Raw genomic sequence first — 16,912 nt, forward strand, 5'->3', positions numbered from 1 at the left:
TGATGACCGCGACAGTGAGTCTTGCTCCTTCTACACAGAGTGGCTCGGCCCCGGCCGAGCCGCTCATCGTGTACTTCTCGAGTGTTTCGGGAAACACGGAACGCTTCGTCGAGAAGCTGGGAATGCGAGCGAAGCGGATCCCGTTGTACAAGCGCGACGAGGCGCTTGAAGTACACGAACCGTACGTTCTCATCTCTCCCACCTACGGTGGGGGAAACGGTGAGGGCGCGGTTCCCAAGCAGGTCATCCGGTTCCTGAACGACGAGGGTAACCGGAAGTGGATCCGCGGGGTCATCTCGACCGGAAACACAAACTTTGGTTCGGCGTACTGCATTGGTGGAGACATCATCAGTCGCAAGTGCAGGGTGCCGCACTTGGATCGCGTAGAGCTATTTGGCACAGCCGAGGATGTTGCTCGGGTAAATCGTGGATTGGAAAAATGGTGGAAGCAGCAGTGACGACCGAGGTCGACTTCAAGCACAATCCCGCGTTCGAGGGTCTCGACTATCACGCGTTGAACGCGATGCTGAACCTGTACGACGCCGACGGCAAGATTCAGTTTGAGGCTGACAAGCGTGCCGCCCGGGAGTACTTCCTGCAGCACGTCAACCAGAACACCGTCTTCTTCCACTCGCTGCGCGAGCGCCTCGACTACCTCGTCGAGAAGCAGTACTACGAAGGCGCCGTCATCGAGAAGTATGACTTCTCGTTCGTTGAGAAGCTCAACGAGTTCGCCTACGCGAAGAAGTTCCGCTTCGAGACCTTCCTCGGCGCGTTCAAGTACTACACGAGCTACACGCTGAAGACGTTCGATGGCAAGCGATACCTCGAGCGCTTCGAGGACCGCGTCGTCATGACCGCCCTCGCTCTCGCCGACGGCGACGAAGACCTCGCGCTGAAGCTCACCGACGAGATCCTGTCGGGCCGCTTCCAGCCCGCGACCCCGACCTTCCTCAACGCCGGTAAGGCGCAGCGCGGCGAGCTCGTCAGCTGCTTCCTCCTGCGCATCGAAGACAACATGGAGTCGATCGCCCGCAGCATCAACTCGGCGCTGCAGCTCTCGAAGCGCGGCGGCGGCGTGGCCCTGCTGCTCAGCAACATCCGCGAGGCCGGCGCCCCGATCAAGAAGATCGAGAACCAGTCGAGCGGCATCCTGCCGGTCATGAAGCTGCTCGAAGACTCGTTCAGCTACGCGAACCAGCTCGGTGCGCGTCAGGGTGCGGGTGCCGTGTACCTCAACGCGCACCACCCCGACATCATGAAGTTCCTCGACACCAAGCGCGAGAACGCCGACGAGAAGATCCGCATCAAGACGCTGTCGCTCGGCGTCGTGATCCCGGACATCACGTTCGAGCTCGCGAAGAACAACGAGGACATGTACCTCTTCTCGCCCTACGACGTCGAGCGCGTCTACGGCGTGCCCTTCGGCGACATCTCGGTCACCGAGAAGTACCGCGAGATGGTCGACGACCCGCGCATCAAGAAGACGAAGATCAACGCGCGCACCTTCTTCCAGACGGTCGCCGAGATCCAGTTCGAGTCGGGCTACCCGTACGTGATGTTCGAAGACACGGTGAACAACGCGAACCCGATCCAGGGCCGCATCAACATGTCGAACCTCTGCAGCGAGATCCTGCAGGTGAACACACCGACGACGCTGAACACCGACCTGTCGTACGACCAGATCGGTAAGGACATCAGCTGCAACCTCGGTTCGCTGAACATCGCCCTCGCGATGGACTCGCCGAACTTCGGCCAGACGGTCGAGACCTCGATCCGCGCCCTGACCGCCGTGAGCGACCAGAGCCACATCAAGTCGGTGCGTTCGATCGAGGACGGCAACGACAAGTCGCACGCCATCGGCCTCGGTCAGATGAACCTGCACGGCTACCTGTCGCGCGAGCGCATCTTCTACGGATCCGAAGAGGGTATCGACTTCACGAACATCTACTTCTACACCGTGCTGTTCCACGCCCTCCAGGCGTCGAACAAGATCGCGATCGAGCGCGGCGTGACCTTCGAGGGCTTCGAGAACTCGACGTACGCGTCGGGTGAGTTCTTCGACAAGTACACCGAGCAGGAGTGGAAGCCGGCGACGGCTCGCGTTGTCGAGCTGTTCGAGGGCCACCACATCCCGACGCAGGACGACTGGCGCGAGCTGAAGGCGTCGATCCAGGCGCACGGTATCTACAACCAGAACCTGCAGGCGGTTCCGCCGACCGGATCCATCTCGTACATCAACAACTCGACGAGCTCGATCCACCCGATCGCGTCGAAGATCGAGATCCGCAAGGAAGGCAAGCTCGGCCGCGTCTACTACCCGGCGCCGTTCATGACGAACGACAACCTGGACTACTACCAGGACGCGTACGAGATCGGCTACGAGAAGGTCATCGACACCTACGCCGCGGCGACGCAGCACGTCGACCAGGGCCTCTCGCTGACGCTCTTCTTCCCCGACACGGCGACGACGCGCGACATCAACCGCGCGCAGATCTACGCGTGGCGCAAGGGCATCAAGACGATCTACTACATCCGCCTGCGCCAGATGGCCCTCGAGGGTACTGAGGTCGAGGGCTGCGTTTCCTGCACGCTGTAACGCCCTGACCTGAGACACAAAGGAAAAAGAATGACTGAGAAGCTTCAGCTTCTGGATCACGTTCAGGCCATCAACTGGAACCGTATCCAGGATGACAAGGACGTTGAGGTGTGGAACCGCCTCACGAGCAACTTCTGGCTGCCCGAGAAGGTGCCGCTCTCGAACGACATCCAGTCGTGGGCGACGCTGACCGAGGACGAGAAGAAGCTGACGATGCGTGTCTTCACGGGTCTGACGCTGCTCGACACGATCCAGGGCACCGTCGGCGCCGTGTCGCTGATCCCCGATGCGCTCACCCCGCACGAGGAGGCCGTCTATACGAACATCGCGTTCATGGAGTCGGTGCACGCGAAGTCGTACTCGAGCATCTTCTCGACGCTCGCGTCGACGCCCGAGATCGACGCCGCGTTCCGCTGGTCGATCGAGAACCCGAACCTTCAGAAGAAGGCGAAGATCATCATGGATTACTACCGTGGTGACGACCCGCTGAAGCGCAAGGTTGCCTCGACGCTGCTCGAGTCGTTCCTCTTCTACTCAGGCTTCTACCTGCCCATGTACTGGTCGAGCCACGCGAAGCTGACGAACACGGCCGACATGATCCGCCTCATCATCCGTGACGAGGCCGTGCACGGCTACTACATCGGCTACAAGTTCCAGAAGGGTCTCGAGAACGAGACCGAGGAGCGCCGCCAGGAGCTGAAGGACTACACGTTCAACCTGCTCTTCGAGCTCTACGAGAACGAGGTGCAGTACACGCAGGACCTCTACGACTCGGTCGGCCTGACCGAGGATGTCAAGAAGTTCCTGCACTACAACGCCAACAAGGCCCTCATGAACCTCGGCTACGAGGCCATGTTCCCGGCCGAGACGACGAACGTGAACCCGGCGATCCTGTCGGCCCTCTCGCCCAACGCAGACGAGAACCACGACTTCTTCTCGGGATCCGGATCCAGTTACGTCATCGGTAAGGCTGAGGCCACCGAGGACGACGACTGGGACTTCTAGCCCCCAGAACCGCTGACCGCCGAAACGGCGCGTACGAGCCCCGGAACTGCACCCCGTGCAGCTCCGGGGCTCGCTGCGTGTCAGGCCTGCGCCAGCGCGGTGAGTGCGGCGTTGAACGCCGGCAGGTCTTGCGGGGAGCGGGACGTGATGAGCGTCCAGCCGTTGTGGTCGCAGGTCACCAGCCCACGGTCGTGCCAGAGTCCACCGGCGTTGCGGATGTCCGTGGCGACGCTGGCATACGAGGTGAGTTGCTTGCCCGAGACCAAGCCGGTCTCCACGAGCAGCCACGGGCCGTGGCAGATCGCCGCGATCGTCTTGCCGTCCGCGGCGAATGCCTTCACGAGCTCCTGCGCGGGCTCGTTCAGGCGAAGCGAATCGGCGTTGATGGTTCCGCCGGGGATGACGAGCAGGTCGAAGTCGCGATGCGAGACGGCTCCGATCGCGGCGTCCGGGGTGAGGGTCTCGCCGGGGTCCTGGTCCGAGACCAGAGTCTTGATCGGAGCGTCCTCGGTTGCGGCGACGGTGACCTCGGCGCCGGCATCCTTGAGGGCCTTCGCCGGGCTGAGGAGCTCGTCCTGCTCCGTGCCGTAGTTGGTCGTGATGACGAGTGCGCGCATAGTGTGTCCTTTCGATTCGGCGAATGCGTCCACCCATCCTGCATCCCTCGACGCGCCGCGCGGATCCCCTTGAACCTGATGCCCTCGGTGCGCTAGGGATCTCGGGAGCACGGAACGCGCAGCATTTGGTATACCAAATTCCCATAACGATCGTGGTCGAGAACGTGCGCCCCTGGGGCGGAGCCCCCGCAGACATCCTGATCGACGGCGATCAGATCACGGGCGTGGTGCCGGCGGGCACGGGGGTAGCGGCGGAGAGGATCGACGGCCGTGGGCTGCTCGCCCTGCCCGGCCTCGTCAACACGCACGCTCACATCGACAAGAGCTGGTGGGGCATGCCGTGGGCCCTGTACGGCGGCGAGGCGACGACGCAGGGGCGCATCGCGCACGAGCGCGCGGAGCGCGAGAAGTACGGCATCCCGAGCGCGGACGCGATCGACCGGGATCCGCTCGGCCAGCTCGATGGCCTGTTCCGCATCGCGGCGAAACGCGACTGCGGCATCGACATCCACCTGCACGACGGCGGCACGCTCGGCATCAGCTGGACGACCGTCGCCCCGGTGCGCTCCGCCCCGCTGCCCCTGGACCGGATCCGTGAGAACGGTCTGCGGATCGGGCTCGGCACCGATGGCATCCGCGACCTGCGGTCGCCATACGGCGACGGCGACATCCTCGGGGGTCGCGAACACCTTCGCCCAGCTTCACGGGCTGCGCCGAGACGACGACCTGCGCTACGCCGTCGAACTGGCGACCAGCCGCGCCGCGGGCTTCGTCGGCGCGGACGCGCACGATATCGTCGCCGGCGCCCGCGCCGACGTCGTCCTCCTCGACGCGCAGAACGCACAGGACGCGCTGATGCGCTCGCCGCATGCACCATGACCGACACGGAGAATGACGACATGAATTCCGATGCCACGTCCCAGCTCTGGGAGGCGGTCGACGCGACCGACGCAGCCGCAGCCGCACGCGCGATCGATGCCGGCGCGAAGAGCGATCCGCGCCGACAGAGCAGAGAGGACACGCGTCATGAAGAAGCCCCTCACCGTCGCCGCGGCGGGTATCGTCGCGCTCCTCGCACTGACCGGCTGCACCGCGGAGAAACCCGCGTCCAGCACGGACCCGACCTCGACACCGGCGGCGGTGCAGCCGCAGACGGCCTCCCCGGGCACGGAACCGTCACCGGACGCTCCCCCAGCGGACGGCCGGACGCCCGCGGAGGGCGACTGGCTCACCGTCGCCTACGAGGACTCATACAAGAGCGTCTTCACGCTGACGGCGGATCAGATCGAACTCGCCACGGGGCTCGTCCCCGGCATCGACGGGGTGGAGGACATCGGTAGCGCGCTGTCCCGCGAGGACCTGTGGCAGGGAGACGATCGCACCGCCGAACACGCAGACCTCATCGTCGCCGCTCCTGCGACTCAAGGCCGTGGAAGCGATGCGTCGATCAGTGTCTCCGCCGCTTTCCTCGCCTGCACCGCGACCTGCGGGTCGCCGGAGATCGCCGCGGTGGTCTGAGCGCCTTCGGCGAGGATCGAGAGCTGGGATGCGAGCGCGGGTTGCGCGCCGGCGTCGGTTGCGAGCGTCGCCATCTGCTCTTGAAACGACGCCTTGTGCTCGCGCACGATCTGCGCGACATCGGGGTGGGTGCCCCCGAGCTCTCCGAAGGCATTGATGAACGCGCAGCCGCGGAAGTCGTCAGCGCAGAACCATTCTTCGAGGTGCCCGTAGACGGCGAGGAGCCGGGCACGGGGCTCGTCGCCGGCCGCGCGTACGGCGGCGGCCAACCCTGATCCCCACTCGTCGTGCTTGCGTCGTAGGACGGCGGCGATGATGTCGGTCTTCGACGGGAAAAGTGCGTAGAGGCGTCGAAGCGACACGCCGGCGGCAGTGCGCAGCTCGTCCATTCCGACGGCGGCGTATCCCTTGCGGTAATAGAGATCTTCTGCTGCGGCGAGGATCTTCTCGCGTGCTTCCGACTCGGTCATGCATTCAGTCTACTTGACATGAGAACGATCGTTCTCATATGGTGGGGGCATCGAGTGAGAACGACCGTTCTCGCCGGGAGCGAAAAGGAACAGCATCATGGGCTACATCACCGTCGGCGCCGAGAACACGACCCCCATCGAGCTCTACTACGAAGACCAGGGCCAGGGGCAGCCGGTCGTCCTGATCCACGGTTACCCTCTGAACGGCCACAGTTGGGAGCGGCAGACCCGCGAACTGCTGGCGCAGGGTTACCGCGTCATCACATACGACCGTCGCGGCTTCGGGCAGTCGTCGAAGGTCGGCACGGGGTACGACTACGACACCTTCGCCGCCGACCTCAACACGGTGCTCGAAACGCTCGACCTGCGTGAGGTGGTCCTGGTCGGGTTCTCGATGGGTACCGGCGAGCTGGCGCGCTACGTTGCGAACTACGGTCACGAGCGAGTGGCGAAGCTCGCCTTCCTCGCGTCGCTCGAGCCCTTCCTCGTCGAACGAGACGACAACCCCGAGGGCGTGCCGCAGGAGGTCTTTGACGGCATCTCAGCGGCCGCGAAGAACGACCGCTATGCATGGTTCACCGAGTTCTACAGCGGCTTCTACAACCTCGACGAGAACCTCGGCACTCGCATCAGCCAGCACGTCGTCGAGGCCAATTGGAATCTCTCGGTAACCAGCGCACCCGTTGCCGCGTACGCGGTCGTGCCGGCGTGGCTCGAGGACTTCCGCGACGATGTGAAGGCTGTGCGCGCCGCCGCGAAGCCCACGCTCATCCTGCACGGCACGAAGGACAACATCCTCCCGATCGACGCGACCGCGCGCCGCTTCCATCAGGCGGTGCCCGAGGCCGACTACGTCGAGGTGGAGGGCGCCCCGCACGGTCTGCTGTGGACCCACGCCGACGAGGTGAACGCCGCGCTGACGAGCTTCCTCGCGAAGTAGTGAAACGGGACGGCCGACGACGGATCCGGGCGAGATGTCCTAGCCACGGGGGACGACGACGCCCAGTTCGTACGCGAGGATGACCGCCTGAACGCGGCCGGCGAGATGGAGCTTCGCGAGGATCCGGCCGATGTGCGCCTTGACCGTCGACTCGCTCACATAGAGCGAGTCGGCGATCTCGGCGTTGCTCAGTCCCTTTCCGATGAGCACGAACACCTCGCGCTCGCGGGCGGTCAGCTCCGAGAGGGCGTTCTCGGCGTCGCTGTTTGCCGCCGCGGCATCGGGATCCGCCAGGTGCGGAATCGCCACATCGATCAGCTTCGCGGTGATCCGCGGCGCGACGACGGCGTCACCGGCGTGTACGGTGCGCACCGCGGCGACGAGTTCCTCTGGCCGGGTGTTCTTCAGCAAGAAACCCGCTGCTCCGGCCCGCAATGCGCCGAATGCAAACTCATCGAGGTCGTACGTCGTCAGCACGAGCACGCGCACGTCGGGATACTCCCGCGCGATCCGCTCGGTGGCCTCGATGCCTCCCTCGCCCGGCATGCGGACATCCATCAGCACCACATCCGGCGCGAGCCGCGCCACCGCGCGCACGGCCTCGGCCCCGTCGGAGGCCTCGCCAACGACAGCGATGTCGGGTTCCGCCTCGAGCACGAGTCGGAGACCGTACCGGACGAGATCCTGGTCATCTGTCAGCAGCACCCGGATCCGCGGAGGCGCCGCAGGGCCGCTCTCCGTCATCTCTCCTCCGTTCGCAGGCGCACAAATACTCGCCACCCGCCGCCGTCCCTCGGCCCTGCCTCCACCAAGCCATCGTAGAGCGCGGCGCGCTCCCGAATGCCGAGCAGGCCCCGGCCAGGGACGTTCGTGCCCACGACCCGTGACTCCAGGCCCTGGACGGGAGCCGATTGATCCTCCACCAGGATCGTGACCTCATCGGCTTCCGTTTCGTCGCCCGCGTCGATTCTGACGAGAACGTTGCGCACCTGTCGTGCATGGCGCAACACGTTGGTCAGAGACTCCTGCACAATCCGATACACGGTGAGTTCCACAGCGGTGTCGCTGCGCAGCCGTCCTTCCCGTTCCAGGCGCACTGGCAGACCCGCGGTGGCGAAGTCCGCGACAAGCTCAGGCAACTGTTCCGGGCCGAGCAAGGGCGTATCGGCCTGTGGCTCGGCCCCGTTTCGCACCTGCCCGAGCAGCCGGCGGACCTCGCCGAGGGTTCGCCGGCCCGTATCGGCCACCTGTCCGATCACCCGGCGGGCCTCCTCCGGCTTTCCCGGAGCAGCGGCCTTGGCGCCATCCGCGAGCGAGATCATCACCGAGAGGCTGTGGGCGATCACGTCGTGCATTTCGCGCGCGATGCGCTCCCGTTCGAGAGCGCGGGCGATGTCCGCCTGCTGATCGCGCTCGCGCCGCATCTGCTCCGCGCGTTCGATGAGTGAGGCGATGTGCCTGCGCCGATGGCCGATGTTGAGCCCGGCGAGGGTCGTGATCAGCGTGATTCCCATGAAGACGGCGCTGAGACTGAGCCAGTCGGTCGCCCACGCCGTCTGATCGACCCGTGGCGCGAGCCCGAGAATCGGCGGGCCGGAGCGTACGCGCAAGGAGAGGATCAGCGCGGCGAGCGTTCCCGTGGCCGCAGCGAACCCGTAGGCCGTCCAGGTCCAGCGGACGCTGCGAATCGCCCCAGCGCCGAGCAGGGCGAAGCCGACGAGAATCGCTTCCGCGCCCGTTCCCCCGGCCGCGGACAGGAGCAAGAGGATCAGCGCGACACCGAGTGCGGCAGTGGGGTCGCGGCGGCGCAAGCGTACCGTCGCGACCCCGCCGAGACACAGCAGTGCGATGGCCCAGGGTGGCGTCACGAGCTCGGATTCGACCGACAAGTATCCGAACCCGGCGGCGAACACCAGGTAGGTCGCGAGTTCGACCCTGGGCGAGATCATGCGTCGCGTTTCATGAGAGCAAGGGCACCCGCGGTAAGCGCGAGCGCCGTCCACGCCAGGGCGATCATCCATCCGGCTCCGGCGCTGATGTGGCCCGTCCAGATATCGAGGAACGGCCCCGGCGCATCACGCACACGCGACATCGCATCGCCGGCGTTGCCGAGCATCAGCACCCGCACGACGCGGGAGAACAGGCCGTACGGCAGCACGGAGGCCAGGATGGGGCCGAGCAGCGTCACGACAAACACGATGACCGCACCGATCGTCGTCGAACGCAGGAGAGTGCCGATGCCCACTCCGAACACGGCGCAGAGCCCGAGGTACGCGGCCGATCCGAGCAGCGCGACCAGCACGCCGGGTGCATCGAGGCGTGCCTCCAATCCATGCTCGGCATAGAACGGATAGGTCGCCGTCCACGATGCGAAGGCCGTCACGAGCCCCACCACGGTGACTATCGAGAACACCACGAGGGTCTTCGCGCCGAGCACGGGAAGGCGCCGCGGGCTTGCGATCAGCGTGGGCTGGATCGAGCCGGACGAGTACTCGGCGCCGATCGACATGACGCCGACGATACCCGCAATGATCTGACCCAGGATGACCATCGGCGAAAGCACGTCATTCACCGTCTGTTCCAGTGACGCCACAGAGGGCACACCGGACGACTCGAGCGTGACCGCGAGGAACATGCTGCCACCGAGCCCCGCCGCGAGGATCCCGATGAGAAGGAGAACCGTCGACGGGAGGCTCGCCGTCTTCACCCATTCCGAACGAATCAGACCGCTGAAGCGTGCGCGCTCGAAGACCGAGTCGGCATGCCGGGTGGGGTTATGGGCAGGGCTGGTCTGAGGGCTCATCGGGTGGCTCCGTTCGTCTGCGAGTCGATCGCGGCCGAGCGATACTCGGTGTCGTGCGCGGTCAGGGCGAGGTACGCCTCTTCGAGGGACCCCTCGACGGTCGTGAGCTCGTGGAACACGATGCCGTGCCACGCCGCGGCGCGGGCGACATCCTCCGCGCTCAATCCTTCGATCTCGACCGTGCCGTCCGCAACGACGGAGACGGCGGCGCCCGGCCCGGTGGCCAGCTCGACAAGCGCGGTCGCCAGCCGCTGCGGCTCGCGGGTCCGTGCGCGGACCTTCGGCCGCGTCACGCTCGAAATGACCTCCTGCAGGGGGCCGTCCGCGAGGATCCGGCCCTGTCCGATGACCACGAGATGGTCGGCGGTCTGCGTCATTTCGCTCATCAGGTGCGACGACAGCAGTACCGTCCGGCCCTCGGCCGCGAGACGCCGCAGCAACTCGCGGATCCAGAGGATTCCGTCGGGGTCGAGCCCGTTCACCGGCTCGTCGAGGATGATCGTCGGCGGATCGCCCAGCAGCGCCGTCGCGATTCCGAGCCGCTGACCCATGCCGAGCGAGAAGCCGCCGACGCGCTTGTGGGCGACAGGCTCGATTCCCGTGATCCCCATGACCTCGTGCACGCGTCGCTTGTCGATGCCGTGTGTCGCGGCGACGGCGAGCAGATGCTTGTACGCCGTGCGGCGGCGGTGCGCGGCCCGCGCATCGAGCAGTACGCCCGCCTCGCGCAGGGGTGCGGTGAGATCACGATAGTTGCGTCCGTTGACTTCCGCGAAACCCGCGGTGGGGCGGTCGAGGCCGACCATCATGCGCATCGTCGTTGACTTCCCCGCTCCGTTCGGCCCGAGGAACCCGGTCACCTGCCCCGGCTCGACCGTGAAGTCGATGCCTTTCACCGCGGCTTTCTTGCCGTATTGCTTCGTCAACCCACTGACTCGGATCATGCGTCCGCCTTTCGTTCGAGGACCACGCTACGAACGCTGTGGGCAGAGCACATCGGACCGCCAGCTAGGTTTCCGGAGGCACCTCGTACTACGGTCCACATCTCGTCTCAGGCGAATACCTCGCGCCGTTCAGTCGGTGAGCTCGTCCAATCGGGCTCTCAGAGCCTGATTGGCAGCCTCCAGCTCGAGGACGTGGCGGATCCCCACGAGATTCACTCCGACCTCCACGAGCTCGATGACTCGTCGCACGGTCGAGAGGTCTTCCTCACTGTACCGGCGCGTACCGCCCGCCGTGCGACTGGGCGCGAGCAGTCCCTTGCGCTCGTACAGTCGCAGCGTCTGCTCACCTACTCCGACGAGTTCGTCGTCGAACTCGACCTCCCCGGCATCGATCCGGACAAGCTCGACATCGACGTGGAACGTAACGTCCTGACCATTAAGGCGGAACGACTCAGCCGCATTCCCGATGCGGTCGACGCGGTCGCATCAGAGCGGCCTTGGGGTGTCTTCAGCCGCCAGCTCGTGCTCGGCGACTCGCTCGACACCGAGAAGGTCGATGCCGACTACACAGCCGGCGTGCTATGCCTGCGGATCCCGATCGCGGAGAAGGCGAAGCCACGCAAGATCAGCGTCACCTCACGCGAGGCGATCCGCGAGCAGGAGCCGCAGAAGAGCATCAACGCCTGACGCATCCGGCAGGACTGGTCACCATGAGAACGGGCCCGGAGCCCCACTGGCAGGCTCCGGGCCCGGCGGGCCCTCGACCCTGCGGATGCCGTCGATGCACGATCTCGCACATCGAGATCGACCACGGGTGAACGGATCCCGTTGGTGCGCGCTGATGCCGCGCCAGCGCTCTCGCTAGCCCGTGAAGAGGCCGATGCCGTTCACGATCAGGAGGGCGGCGCCGATCACGAGCAGGCTCGAGCCGGCGAAGAGACGGATCCGGTTCGCGGGCGCGCGCGTCGCGACCCGGCTGCCGAGATACACGCCGACGACGGCGACGATGCCCAAGAGGGTACGGGCCGCGAAGTCCACGTCTCCGTGCAGCGCGTACCCGGCCGTCGCGAAGATCACGAGGGGCACCTGGATCACCTGCGCGGCGGCGACGGAGGTGACCACGGGCACGCCGAGGAACAGCAGAATCGGCACCAGGATGAGCGGACCGCCCGTGCCGGTCGCCGACGACGCGAGGCCCACCGCGGCGCCGATGCACACCAGGCCGGCGGCGGGCAGGCGCCGGTCGGTGGCCCCACGCGGCCGCCGTGAGAGAAGCTGGTATCCGCCCGCCGCGAGCGCGAGGAGCGCGAGGGGGACCATGGCGATCGCATCAGGGATGCGCGAGTTGAGGGCGGATCCGAGGACCGCGGCGGGGACGATCCCCGCGGTGAGCAGGATGACCATGCGCCGGGCGTGATGAACGCGAGGTGGCTGAACCACGAGTCGGCTTTCGCCCCGTGCCAGCGCTTCGTGCCGCCCGGCACGCGCACGACGGTACCGGGCGTCATGCTGACCCGCACAACCGCGCCCTGCAAGATCTGGTGGGCGAGCTCTCCACGCGCAGCGACACGTTCCGCACGCTCTGGGGCGCGCATAACGTCCGCACCCACGGCGCAGGTACCAAGCGCTTCCGCCATCCGATCGTGGGGGAGCTCACACTCGTCTACGAAGAGTTCGCCATCACCGCCGATCCCGGGGCGAGGATGCTCATATATACGGCCGAGCCCGGGTCGGCATCCGCCGAGCGCCTTGTCCTGCTCGCCTCCTGGGAAGCGGAGCATCCGGTGCAGGCTGCCACGACTTCAGGTCGCGGTCCCGCCACGGACGCCATGCCGCCCCGCGTTCGTGTCATTCTTGACACATGCGAATCGCACTGACGGGATACAGCGGCAAGCTCGGCACGGTCGTAGCGCGCGAGTTGCGCGCTGCCGGGCACGAGGTCCTGGGATTGGACGCCATCGGGGCCCGCGGAAGCGGCTTCCTGCAGGTTGAGCTGACCGACTACGGTCAGGTCATCGATGCCTTCGGAAGCGGCGGTGATCGCGGCGAACCGGTCGACGCCGTCGTCCACCTGGGCGCCATCCCCGCCCCGGGGATCCGCAGCGAGGTTGCCACGTTCCACAACAACATGACCGCGACCTTCAATGTGTTCTGGGCCGCGGTGCGACTCGGGATCCGGAAGATCGTCTACGCCTCGAGTGAGACGGTCCTCGGACTGCCCTTCGACATCGACCCGCCCTACGCGCCCGTCGACGAGGAGTACGCGCCCCGCCCCGAGAGCGTCTACTCGCTCGTGAAGACGCTCGAGGAGCGCATGGCCGACGAACTCGTGCGCTGGTATCCCGATCTGTCGATCACGGCACTGCGCTTCTCCAACGTGATGGTCCCCGAGGACTACGAGGCGTTCGGCTCCTTCGACGATGATGCGACGAAGCGCAAGTGGAACCTCTGGGGCTACATCGACGCCCGCGACGGCGCACAGGCCGTGGAACGCGCGCTCGAGGTGGCGCCGGCGGGGTTCGACCAGTTCATCATCGCGGCAGCCGATACCGTCATGACGCGCCCCAACTCCGAGCTTCTCGCCGAGGTCTTCCCCGATGTCCCGCTGAAGAAGGCCGTCGGAGACCACGAGACCCTGCTGTCGATCGACAAGGCGCGTCGCCTACTCGGGTACGAGCCGAAGCACTCGTGGCGGGACCGCGCATGATCGTCGCCGGGCTCGTTCTCGCGGCGCTCGCCGGCGAGAATGCGGTGCCCGGTTACGCGCTCGTCTTCGCAGGCACCGGTTCCATGCTCGCCGCGGCGCTCGTGCTCGTCCTCTCGGCGGCAGACAAGCGTGCGGCGGCCGTCAAGCAGGGGTTCTTCCCGCTGCTCGCCGTCGTGATCCTCGGCGCCGGGGTCGCCCTCGGCTGACCGCGGCGCCGGATCAGACCAGGGGGTCGCCGTTGTCGGTGGAGCGCCGCGTCGCGATCTGGTCGCCGCTCGCGGGATCCGTGCTGACGCGTTGCTGCGTGACGGTGCTTCGGCGTCGCAGGACGAGGACGAGGCTGATGAGGAAGACGACCGCTCCTGCGATCATCAGGATGTAGCCGATGAGGTCGAGATCGACCGTGCCGCCCAGGTCCACGTTCACGGCGAAGGCCACGATCGCGCCGATCGCGATGAGTGCAATTCCCGATCCGATGCCCATGATGCGTCCTTCCAGTCGTTGCGCCGCGCCCGGGACCGGGCCGGCTCCTGTCGATGATGGTGCGTTCGCAGCATCGGGGCAGGGGCGTTGACAGTGGCGAGTGCGGGGAGTATGGCCTCTATGTGACCGCCGGGTACGTGACCCGTCGGCCGGATCCGATGACAGCGCCCGTGCTGAGCGTCGCGGGATCGGCGTGATCCTCGCCCAGGATGTGCTGGACGTCGACACCGTGCGATAGGAGGTGGTCGGCGATGATCCTGCGGTGACATCGCCACCACACCGCCTCGGAGCACATCAGCGCGAGCCGGTGCTCGATGCTCGCCTCGAGAAGCCCGGACAGTCCCTGGCGGAACTCGGACGAGAGGGCGTGATCGGCGTAGTTGTGGAAGCTGCGGTTCTGCCACCATGCGTTCGTCTCGAACGGCACGTCACGGCTGACGGGCCGCCGGCCTGTCAGCGACTCGACCCGCTCATACCCGATACCCGCCTCCCCAAGGGACCCTGCGAGCCCGTCGGCATCGAAGTGCGGGTATCGACGCGACCCGGGAAGCTTTCTCACATCCACGACGAGATCGATCCTGTGTTCGCCGAGCAAGGACAGGAAGTTGTCGAGGGGCCTCGTGGAGTGGCCGATCGTGAAGACCGGTTCAGCCATCGCTGCGGCGCAACGCGCTTCCCTTGTGAGCGGCGACGTGATCGGTCTTGTCGCTCTTGATCTCGTACTGCGGTTCGTCGGAACTCGCCCGACGGGGATGACCCTTGTACGTGAAATCACGGGTGTGAACCTTCGTGACGGTGCCCGAGACCCGGCCCGCCTCGGAGTTCCACGTGACGTGATCGCCGACCGCGAATCGTTCTGTCATGGTGTCCTCCTGGCCCGAGGCGTCCATTGAAACATCGACGACGGCGCCGTTGTCAAGACCCCCGGGACAATCAGATGCGATGTGCGGGAATGGACCCATGAGAACTCTCGGAGTCGAAGAGGAACTGTTGCTGGTCGATGAGTCGGGAAGGCCCGCCGCCGTCGCCCCGGAAATCCTCGAGTGGCAATCGGGGTGGGAGCGCCCCGTTCTCGAACAGGAGCTTCAGCAGGAGATGCTGGAGATCGTCACGCCGCCCTGCGAGACGATCGATGAAATCGCCGACGCGATCGCCCGGGGACGGATCCGTGCCGACATCGCCGCGCGCGGCGCCGGCGCGCGGGCGGCCGCGTTCGCGAGCTCGCCCGTGCCGGTCACGCCGCACGTGTCGCCGGCGACGCGCATCGAGACGATCGTGGAGGAGTACGGTCGTCCCGTGAGCCAGGCGCTTGTCTGTGGCATGCACGTGCACGTCGCGATCGATTCGCCCGAGGAGGGCGTTGCGGTGCTCGACCGTATTCGCGCCTGGCTACCGACCCTGCTCGCCCTCAGCTCGAACTCGCCGTTCTGGCGGGGCGCCGACAGCGGCCATCCTTGATCGCGCAGCAGTAAAGCTTGCCTTCGCCCGTCCAATGCTCCGTGATATCTGGGAGCCACAGCCGATTCGGGGCATCGGCGCGGAACACGCGTTGCACGTGATCATCGAACACCGGCGGGCCGGCCTTCTTGCCCCTCCCGCGCCGCCCGCGCTGCGCGGACGAGACGATCCCCGCCTGCGAGCACAGCTTCCACGCCGTCCGCCGGCTCATCCGCCATCCGGCCCGCCGAGGCTCGTCGGCGAGGTATCGGTATCCGAATGTCGGGTCGTCGTGGTGAGCGTCATGCAGGGCATTGATGCGGTGCGCGCGGAGAACATCAGCGCCCCGGCCATCCGTCGCTCGCCGACGTGCGAAGCGCAGCCGTAGCCGTGTTCGAAGCACGGGCGGCAGAATCCGAGCGGGTGGGTGGGCCAAGCCGCTCGTGGCCCCCTGTCGTCACTGCATACCTACATTGGGTTGGTAGCTACAAGCGGGCCGCAGTGTCTGCGGCGCTCGACTTCAGCCTTAACGGTGCCGTCGATGAACTAAACAAGTGGATCGCGGTAGTCGACGCTTCCCACTGATCGGGCGCCCCAGCATGCAAAGACCCGGGCGGGCGCCCGGACGTGCGGGTATGAGCTTTCGGTCTGCTGGTGCGCCGAACCGGTCCCCCGCACATGGCTAGGCTGTGCGTATGCGACCCACTCACGTCGCCGGCCAGCTCGCGTTCCTCGCGCTCATTGCGGGCCTTACCCTGACCGGGTGCAGCGCACAGGAAGAGAGCGAGTCGGTGCCGGACGGTGCCGCCGAGGAGGCTGAGACCCCGGCGGCGGAGGAGGCGGCGGGCGACGCCGCGGATGATGACGACGCGGACGACGCGGACGACGCGGATCGCGTCGGCGAGTTCGTCTCCTTCTCTGTCCCGGAAGGCTGGGAAGCGCAGGCAAACTTGATCGAGTCTTCCGAGTCGCTGCCGTTCGTCGATGAGGCGCTGATCTACACCGACCCGGAGAGCACGGCCAGCACTCCTCGCAACGTGACCATCATGGTCAACGCGCCGGTTGAGAACTATCCGGACGATCCCGAGTCCTTCCTCGAATCCCTCAAGTCCGGCACCGAGGACCAGGGGTACGAGGCGACGTTCGAGGAGCTCCCGGCAGCATTGATCGACGGGGCGGAGGTCGTCGGCTTCGCGTCGGAGACCGACTATGGCCAGGGCCTCGTGCGGCAGCACACGTATGGCCTCGTGCTCGACTCCGATCGGCCCGTCACGATCGTCTTCTCCGACGTCCCTGAGGAGTTCGACGCGCACGAAGACGAGTTCGACGCGATCCTGGCGTCTATCGAGACGTACTGAGGGATCCGCGGGGCGCGCAGAAGGCCCCGGA

The 16,912-nt window shown here is 66.3% G+C and carries 21 protein-coding genes and 2 pseudogenes; 12 read left to right on the forward strand and 11 right to left on the reverse strand.

Annotated elements, in window-relative coordinates; translation table 11 throughout:
- Window positions 1–2 precede the first annotated feature (2 nt).
- The 3 genes from nrdI to nrdF are packed head-to-tail and all read left to right on the forward strand — an operon-like array spanning window position 3 to window position 3,604.
- Window positions 3–458, forward strand: coding sequence for a class Ib ribonucleoside-diphosphate reductase assembly flavoprotein NrdI (gene nrdI / locus DTO57_RS08350; protein ID WP_114117883.1), 456 nt, complete (start codon window positions 3–5; stop codon window positions 456–458).
- Window positions 440–2,599 (forward strand): class 1b ribonucleoside-diphosphate reductase subunit alpha, encoded by a 2,160-nt coding sequence (nrdE, locus tag DTO57_RS08355; protein ID WP_114117743.1) that lies wholly within the window; start codon window positions 440–442, stop codon window positions 2,597–2,599. The genes nrdI and nrdE overlap by 19 nt, the downstream gene beginning before the upstream one ends.
- 30 nt (window positions 2,600–2,629) lie before the next feature.
- Complete coding sequence (nrdF, locus tag DTO57_RS08360; RefSeq protein WP_114117744.1) at window positions 2,630–3,604, forward strand: class 1b ribonucleoside-diphosphate reductase subunit beta; 975 nt, start codon at window positions 2,630–2,632, stop codon at window positions 3,602–3,604.
- A gap of 80 nt (window positions 3,605–3,684) precedes the next feature.
- On the opposite strand, the gene DTO57_RS08365 is transcribed toward nrdF, so the two are convergent.
- The gene (locus DTO57_RS08365; RefSeq protein WP_114117745.1) at window positions 3,685–4,221 is read right to left on the reverse strand and encodes a type 1 glutamine amidotransferase domain-containing protein; all 537 of its coding nucleotides are present in this window, start codon (window positions 4,219–4,221) and stop codon (window positions 3,685–3,687) included.
- A gap of 627 nt (window positions 4,222–4,848) precedes the next feature.
- On the opposite strand from DTO57_RS08365, the gene DTO57_RS14690 reads away from it, so the two are divergent.
- The gene (locus tag DTO57_RS14690) at window positions 4,849–5,100 is read left to right on the forward strand and encodes a hypothetical protein (protein ID WP_229730631.1); all 252 of its coding nucleotides are present in this window, start codon (window positions 4,849–4,851) and stop codon (window positions 5,098–5,100) included.
- 147 nt (window positions 5,101–5,247) lie between these two features.
- On the forward strand, window positions 5,248–5,739 hold the full coding sequence (locus DTO57_RS08375) for a hypothetical protein (RefSeq protein ID WP_114117746.1): 492 nt from the start codon (window positions 5,248–5,250) through the stop codon (window positions 5,737–5,739).
- On the opposite strand, the gene DTO57_RS08380 is transcribed toward DTO57_RS08375, so the two are convergent.
- Window positions 5,643–6,209 carry a TetR/AcrR family transcriptional regulator gene (locus tag DTO57_RS08380; protein WP_114117747.1) on the reverse strand — a complete coding sequence of 189 codons (567 nt, stop codon included), beginning with the start codon at window positions 6,207–6,209 and terminating at the stop codon, window positions 5,643–5,645. The genes DTO57_RS08375 and DTO57_RS08380 overlap by 97 nt on opposite strands.
- 97 nt (window positions 6,210–6,306) lie before the next feature.
- Here DTO57_RS08380 and DTO57_RS08385 point away from each other — a divergent pair, with 97 nt between their 5' ends.
- Complete coding sequence (locus tag DTO57_RS08385) at window positions 6,307–7,149, forward strand: alpha/beta fold hydrolase (protein ID WP_114117748.1); 843 nt, start codon at window positions 6,307–6,309, stop codon at window positions 7,147–7,149.
- Between the two features lie 39 nt (window positions 7,150–7,188).
- Here the strand turns inward: DTO57_RS08385 and DTO57_RS08390 are convergent, their stop codons facing one another.
- The 5 genes from DTO57_RS08390 to DTO57_RS14820 all read right to left on the reverse strand — a co-directional run bounded on the left by DTO57_RS08390 (window position 7,189) and on the right by DTO57_RS14820 (window position 11,364).
- A complete protein-coding gene (locus DTO57_RS08390; RefSeq protein WP_114117749.1) occupies window positions 7,189–7,893 on the reverse strand; it encodes a response regulator in 705 nt (234 codons plus the stop codon).
- Entirely contained in the window at window positions 7,890–9,098 is a 1,209-nt protein-coding gene (locus tag DTO57_RS08395; RefSeq protein WP_114117750.1) for a sensor histidine kinase, read from the reverse strand. The genes DTO57_RS08390 and DTO57_RS08395 overlap by 4 nt, the downstream gene beginning before the upstream one ends.
- Window positions 9,095–9,952, reverse strand: a complete 858-nt coding sequence (locus tag DTO57_RS08400) for an ABC transporter permease (RefSeq protein WP_162785708.1) — start codon at window positions 9,950–9,952, stop codon at window positions 9,095–9,097. The genes DTO57_RS08395 and DTO57_RS08400 overlap by 4 nt, the downstream gene beginning before the upstream one ends.
- Entirely contained in the window at window positions 9,949–10,896 is a 948-nt protein-coding gene (locus DTO57_RS08405) for an ATP-binding cassette domain-containing protein (protein ID WP_114117752.1), read from the reverse strand. The genes DTO57_RS08400 and DTO57_RS08405 overlap by 4 nt, the downstream gene beginning before the upstream one ends.
- Before the next feature lie 129 nt (window positions 10,897–11,025).
- Window positions 11,026–11,364 (reverse strand): MerR family transcriptional regulator, encoded by a 339-nt coding sequence (locus DTO57_RS14820; protein WP_308420519.1) that lies wholly within the window; start codon window positions 11,362–11,364, stop codon window positions 11,026–11,028.
- Here DTO57_RS14820 and DTO57_RS08415 point away from each other — a divergent pair.
- Window positions 11,254–11,583 (forward strand): annotated as a pseudogene (locus DTO57_RS08415) (Hsp20/alpha crystallin family protein); the annotation flags it as partial. The gene DTO57_RS14820 and the pseudogene DTO57_RS08415 sit on opposite strands and share 111 nt — an antisense overlap.
- Window positions 11,584–11,757: 174 nt before the next feature.
- Here DTO57_RS08415 and DTO57_RS08420 read toward each other — a convergent pair.
- Entirely contained in the window at window positions 11,758–12,300 is a 543-nt protein-coding gene (locus DTO57_RS08420; RefSeq protein WP_114117754.1) for a sulfite exporter TauE/SafE family protein, read from the reverse strand.
- 107 nt (window positions 12,301–12,407) lie between these two features.
- Between DTO57_RS08420 and DTO57_RS08430 the strand changes: the two are divergent.
- From DTO57_RS08430 to DTO57_RS08440, 3 genes and pseudogenes are all read left to right on the forward strand, one after another.
- Window positions 12,408–12,773: pseudogene (locus DTO57_RS08430) on the forward strand (MmyB family transcriptional regulator); the annotation flags it as partial.
- Window positions 12,758–13,603 (forward strand): NAD-dependent epimerase/dehydratase family protein, encoded by an 846-nt coding sequence (locus tag DTO57_RS08435; RefSeq protein WP_114117755.1) that lies wholly within the window; start codon window positions 12,758–12,760, stop codon window positions 13,601–13,603. The pseudogene DTO57_RS08430 and the gene DTO57_RS08435, both read left to right, overlap by 16 nt.
- On the forward strand, window positions 13,585–13,809 hold the full coding sequence (locus tag DTO57_RS08440; protein WP_114117756.1) for a DUF1304 family protein: 225 nt from the start codon (window positions 13,585–13,587) through the stop codon (window positions 13,807–13,809). Before DTO57_RS08435 ends, DTO57_RS08440 begins: the two co-directional genes overlap by 19 nt.
- A gap of 13 nt (window positions 13,810–13,822) precedes the next feature.
- Here the strand turns inward: DTO57_RS08440 and DTO57_RS08445 are convergent, their stop codons facing one another.
- The 3 genes from DTO57_RS08445 to DTO57_RS08455 all read right to left on the reverse strand — a co-directional run bounded on the left by DTO57_RS08445 (window position 13,823) and on the right by DTO57_RS08455 (window position 14,949).
- Window positions 13,823–14,086 (reverse strand): DUF6458 family protein, encoded by a 264-nt coding sequence (locus DTO57_RS08445; RefSeq protein ID WP_114117757.1) that lies wholly within the window; start codon window positions 14,084–14,086, stop codon window positions 13,823–13,825.
- A gap of 118 nt (window positions 14,087–14,204) precedes the next feature.
- The gene (locus DTO57_RS08450; RefSeq protein ID WP_114117758.1) at window positions 14,205–14,741 is read right to left on the reverse strand and encodes a DUF488 domain-containing protein; all 537 of its coding nucleotides are present in this window, start codon (window positions 14,739–14,741) and stop codon (window positions 14,205–14,207) included.
- Window positions 14,734–14,949 carry a hypervirulence associated TUDOR domain-containing protein gene (locus DTO57_RS08455; protein ID WP_114117759.1) on the reverse strand — a complete coding sequence of 72 codons (216 nt, stop codon included), beginning with the start codon at window positions 14,947–14,949 and terminating at the stop codon, window positions 14,734–14,736. Before DTO57_RS08455 ends, DTO57_RS08450 begins: the two co-directional genes overlap by 8 nt.
- 97 nt (window positions 14,950–15,046) lie before the next feature.
- Between DTO57_RS08455 and DTO57_RS08460 the strand changes: the two genes are divergently transcribed.
- Together DTO57_RS08460 and DTO57_RS08470 are read left to right on the forward strand one after the other, a co-directional pair.
- Entirely contained in the window at window positions 15,047–15,544 is a 498-nt protein-coding gene (locus DTO57_RS08460) for a carboxylate-amine ligase (protein WP_162785710.1), read from the forward strand.
- Between the two features lie 674 nt (window positions 15,545–16,218).
- Window positions 16,219–16,881 carry a hypothetical protein gene (locus tag DTO57_RS08470; RefSeq protein ID WP_114117761.1) on the forward strand — a complete coding sequence of 221 codons (663 nt, stop codon included), beginning with the start codon at window positions 16,219–16,221 and terminating at the stop codon, window positions 16,879–16,881.
- Window positions 16,882–16,912: the final 31 nt, after the last annotated feature.

It is taken from the genome of Microbacterium sorbitolivorans, from assembly GCF_003327285.1.
Classification (GTDB): Bacteria; Actinomycetota; Actinomycetes; order Actinomycetales; family Microbacteriaceae; genus Microbacterium; species Microbacterium sorbitolivorans.

Bases quoted from the DNA above. Each gene is read 5' to 3' on its own strand.
- DTO57_RS08445 (WP_114117757.1), bottom strand. From the start codon at position 14,086: ATGGGCATCGGATCGGGAATTGCACTCATCGCGATCGGCGCGATCGTG.
- nrdF (WP_114117744.1), top strand. From the start codon at position 2,630: ATGACTGAGAAGCTTCAGCTTCTGGATCACGTTCAGGCCATCAACTGG.
- DTO57_RS08395 (WP_114117750.1), bottom strand. From the start codon at position 9,098: ATGATCTCGCCCAGGGTCGAACTCGCGACCTACCTGGTGTTCGCCGCC.
- DTO57_RS14690 (WP_229730631.1), top strand. From the start codon at position 4,849: ATGGCATCCGCGACCTGCGGTCGCCATACGGCGACGGCGACATCCTCG.
- DTO57_RS08375 (WP_114117746.1), top strand. From the start codon at position 5,248: ATGAAGAAGCCCCTCACCGTCGCCGCGGCGGGTATCGTCGCGCTCCTC.
- DTO57_RS08420 (WP_114117754.1), bottom strand. From the start codon at position 12,300: ATGGTCATCCTGCTCACCGCGGGGATCGTCCCCGCCGCGGTCCTCGGA.
- DTO57_RS08365 (WP_114117745.1), bottom strand. From the start codon at position 4,221: ATGCGCGCACTCGTCATCACGACCAACTACGGCACGGAGCAGGACGAG.
- DTO57_RS08380 (WP_114117747.1), bottom strand. From the start codon at position 6,209: ATGACCGAGTCGGAAGCACGCGAGAAGATCCTCGCCGCAGCAGAAGAT.
- nrdE (WP_114117743.1), top strand. From the start codon at position 440: ATGGTGGAAGCAGCAGTGACGACCGAGGTCGACTTCAAGCACAATCCC.
- DTO57_RS08390 (WP_114117749.1), bottom strand. From the start codon at position 7,893: ATGACGGAGAGCGGCCCTGCGGCGCCTCCGCGGATCCGGGTGCTGCTG.
- nrdI (WP_114117883.1), top strand. From the start codon at position 3: ATGACCGCGACAGTGAGTCTTGCTCCTTCTACACAGAGTGGCTCGGCC.
- DTO57_RS08435 (WP_114117755.1), top strand. From the start codon at position 12,758: ATGCGAATCGCACTGACGGGATACAGCGGCAAGCTCGGCACGGTCGTA.
- DTO57_RS08455 (WP_114117759.1), bottom strand. From the start codon at position 14,949: ATGACAGAACGATTCGCGGTCGGCGATCACGTCACGTGGAACTCCGAG.
- DTO57_RS08400 (WP_162785708.1), bottom strand. From the start codon at position 9,952: ATGAGCCCTCAGACCAGCCCTGCCCATAACCCCACCCGGCATGCCGAC.
- DTO57_RS08405 (WP_114117752.1), bottom strand. From the start codon at position 10,896: ATGATCCGAGTCAGTGGGTTGACGAAGCAATACGGCAAGAAAGCCGCG.
- DTO57_RS08460 (WP_162785710.1), top strand. From the start codon at position 15,047: ATGAGAACTCTCGGAGTCGAAGAGGAACTGTTGCTGGTCGATGAGTCG.
- DTO57_RS08385 (WP_114117748.1), top strand. From the start codon at position 6,307: ATGGGCTACATCACCGTCGGCGCCGAGAACACGACCCCCATCGAGCTC.
- DTO57_RS08450 (WP_114117758.1), bottom strand. From the start codon at position 14,741: ATGGCTGAACCGGTCTTCACGATCGGCCACTCCACGAGGCCCCTCGAC.
- DTO57_RS08470 (WP_114117761.1), top strand. From the start codon at position 16,219: ATGCGACCCACTCACGTCGCCGGCCAGCTCGCGTTCCTCGCGCTCATT.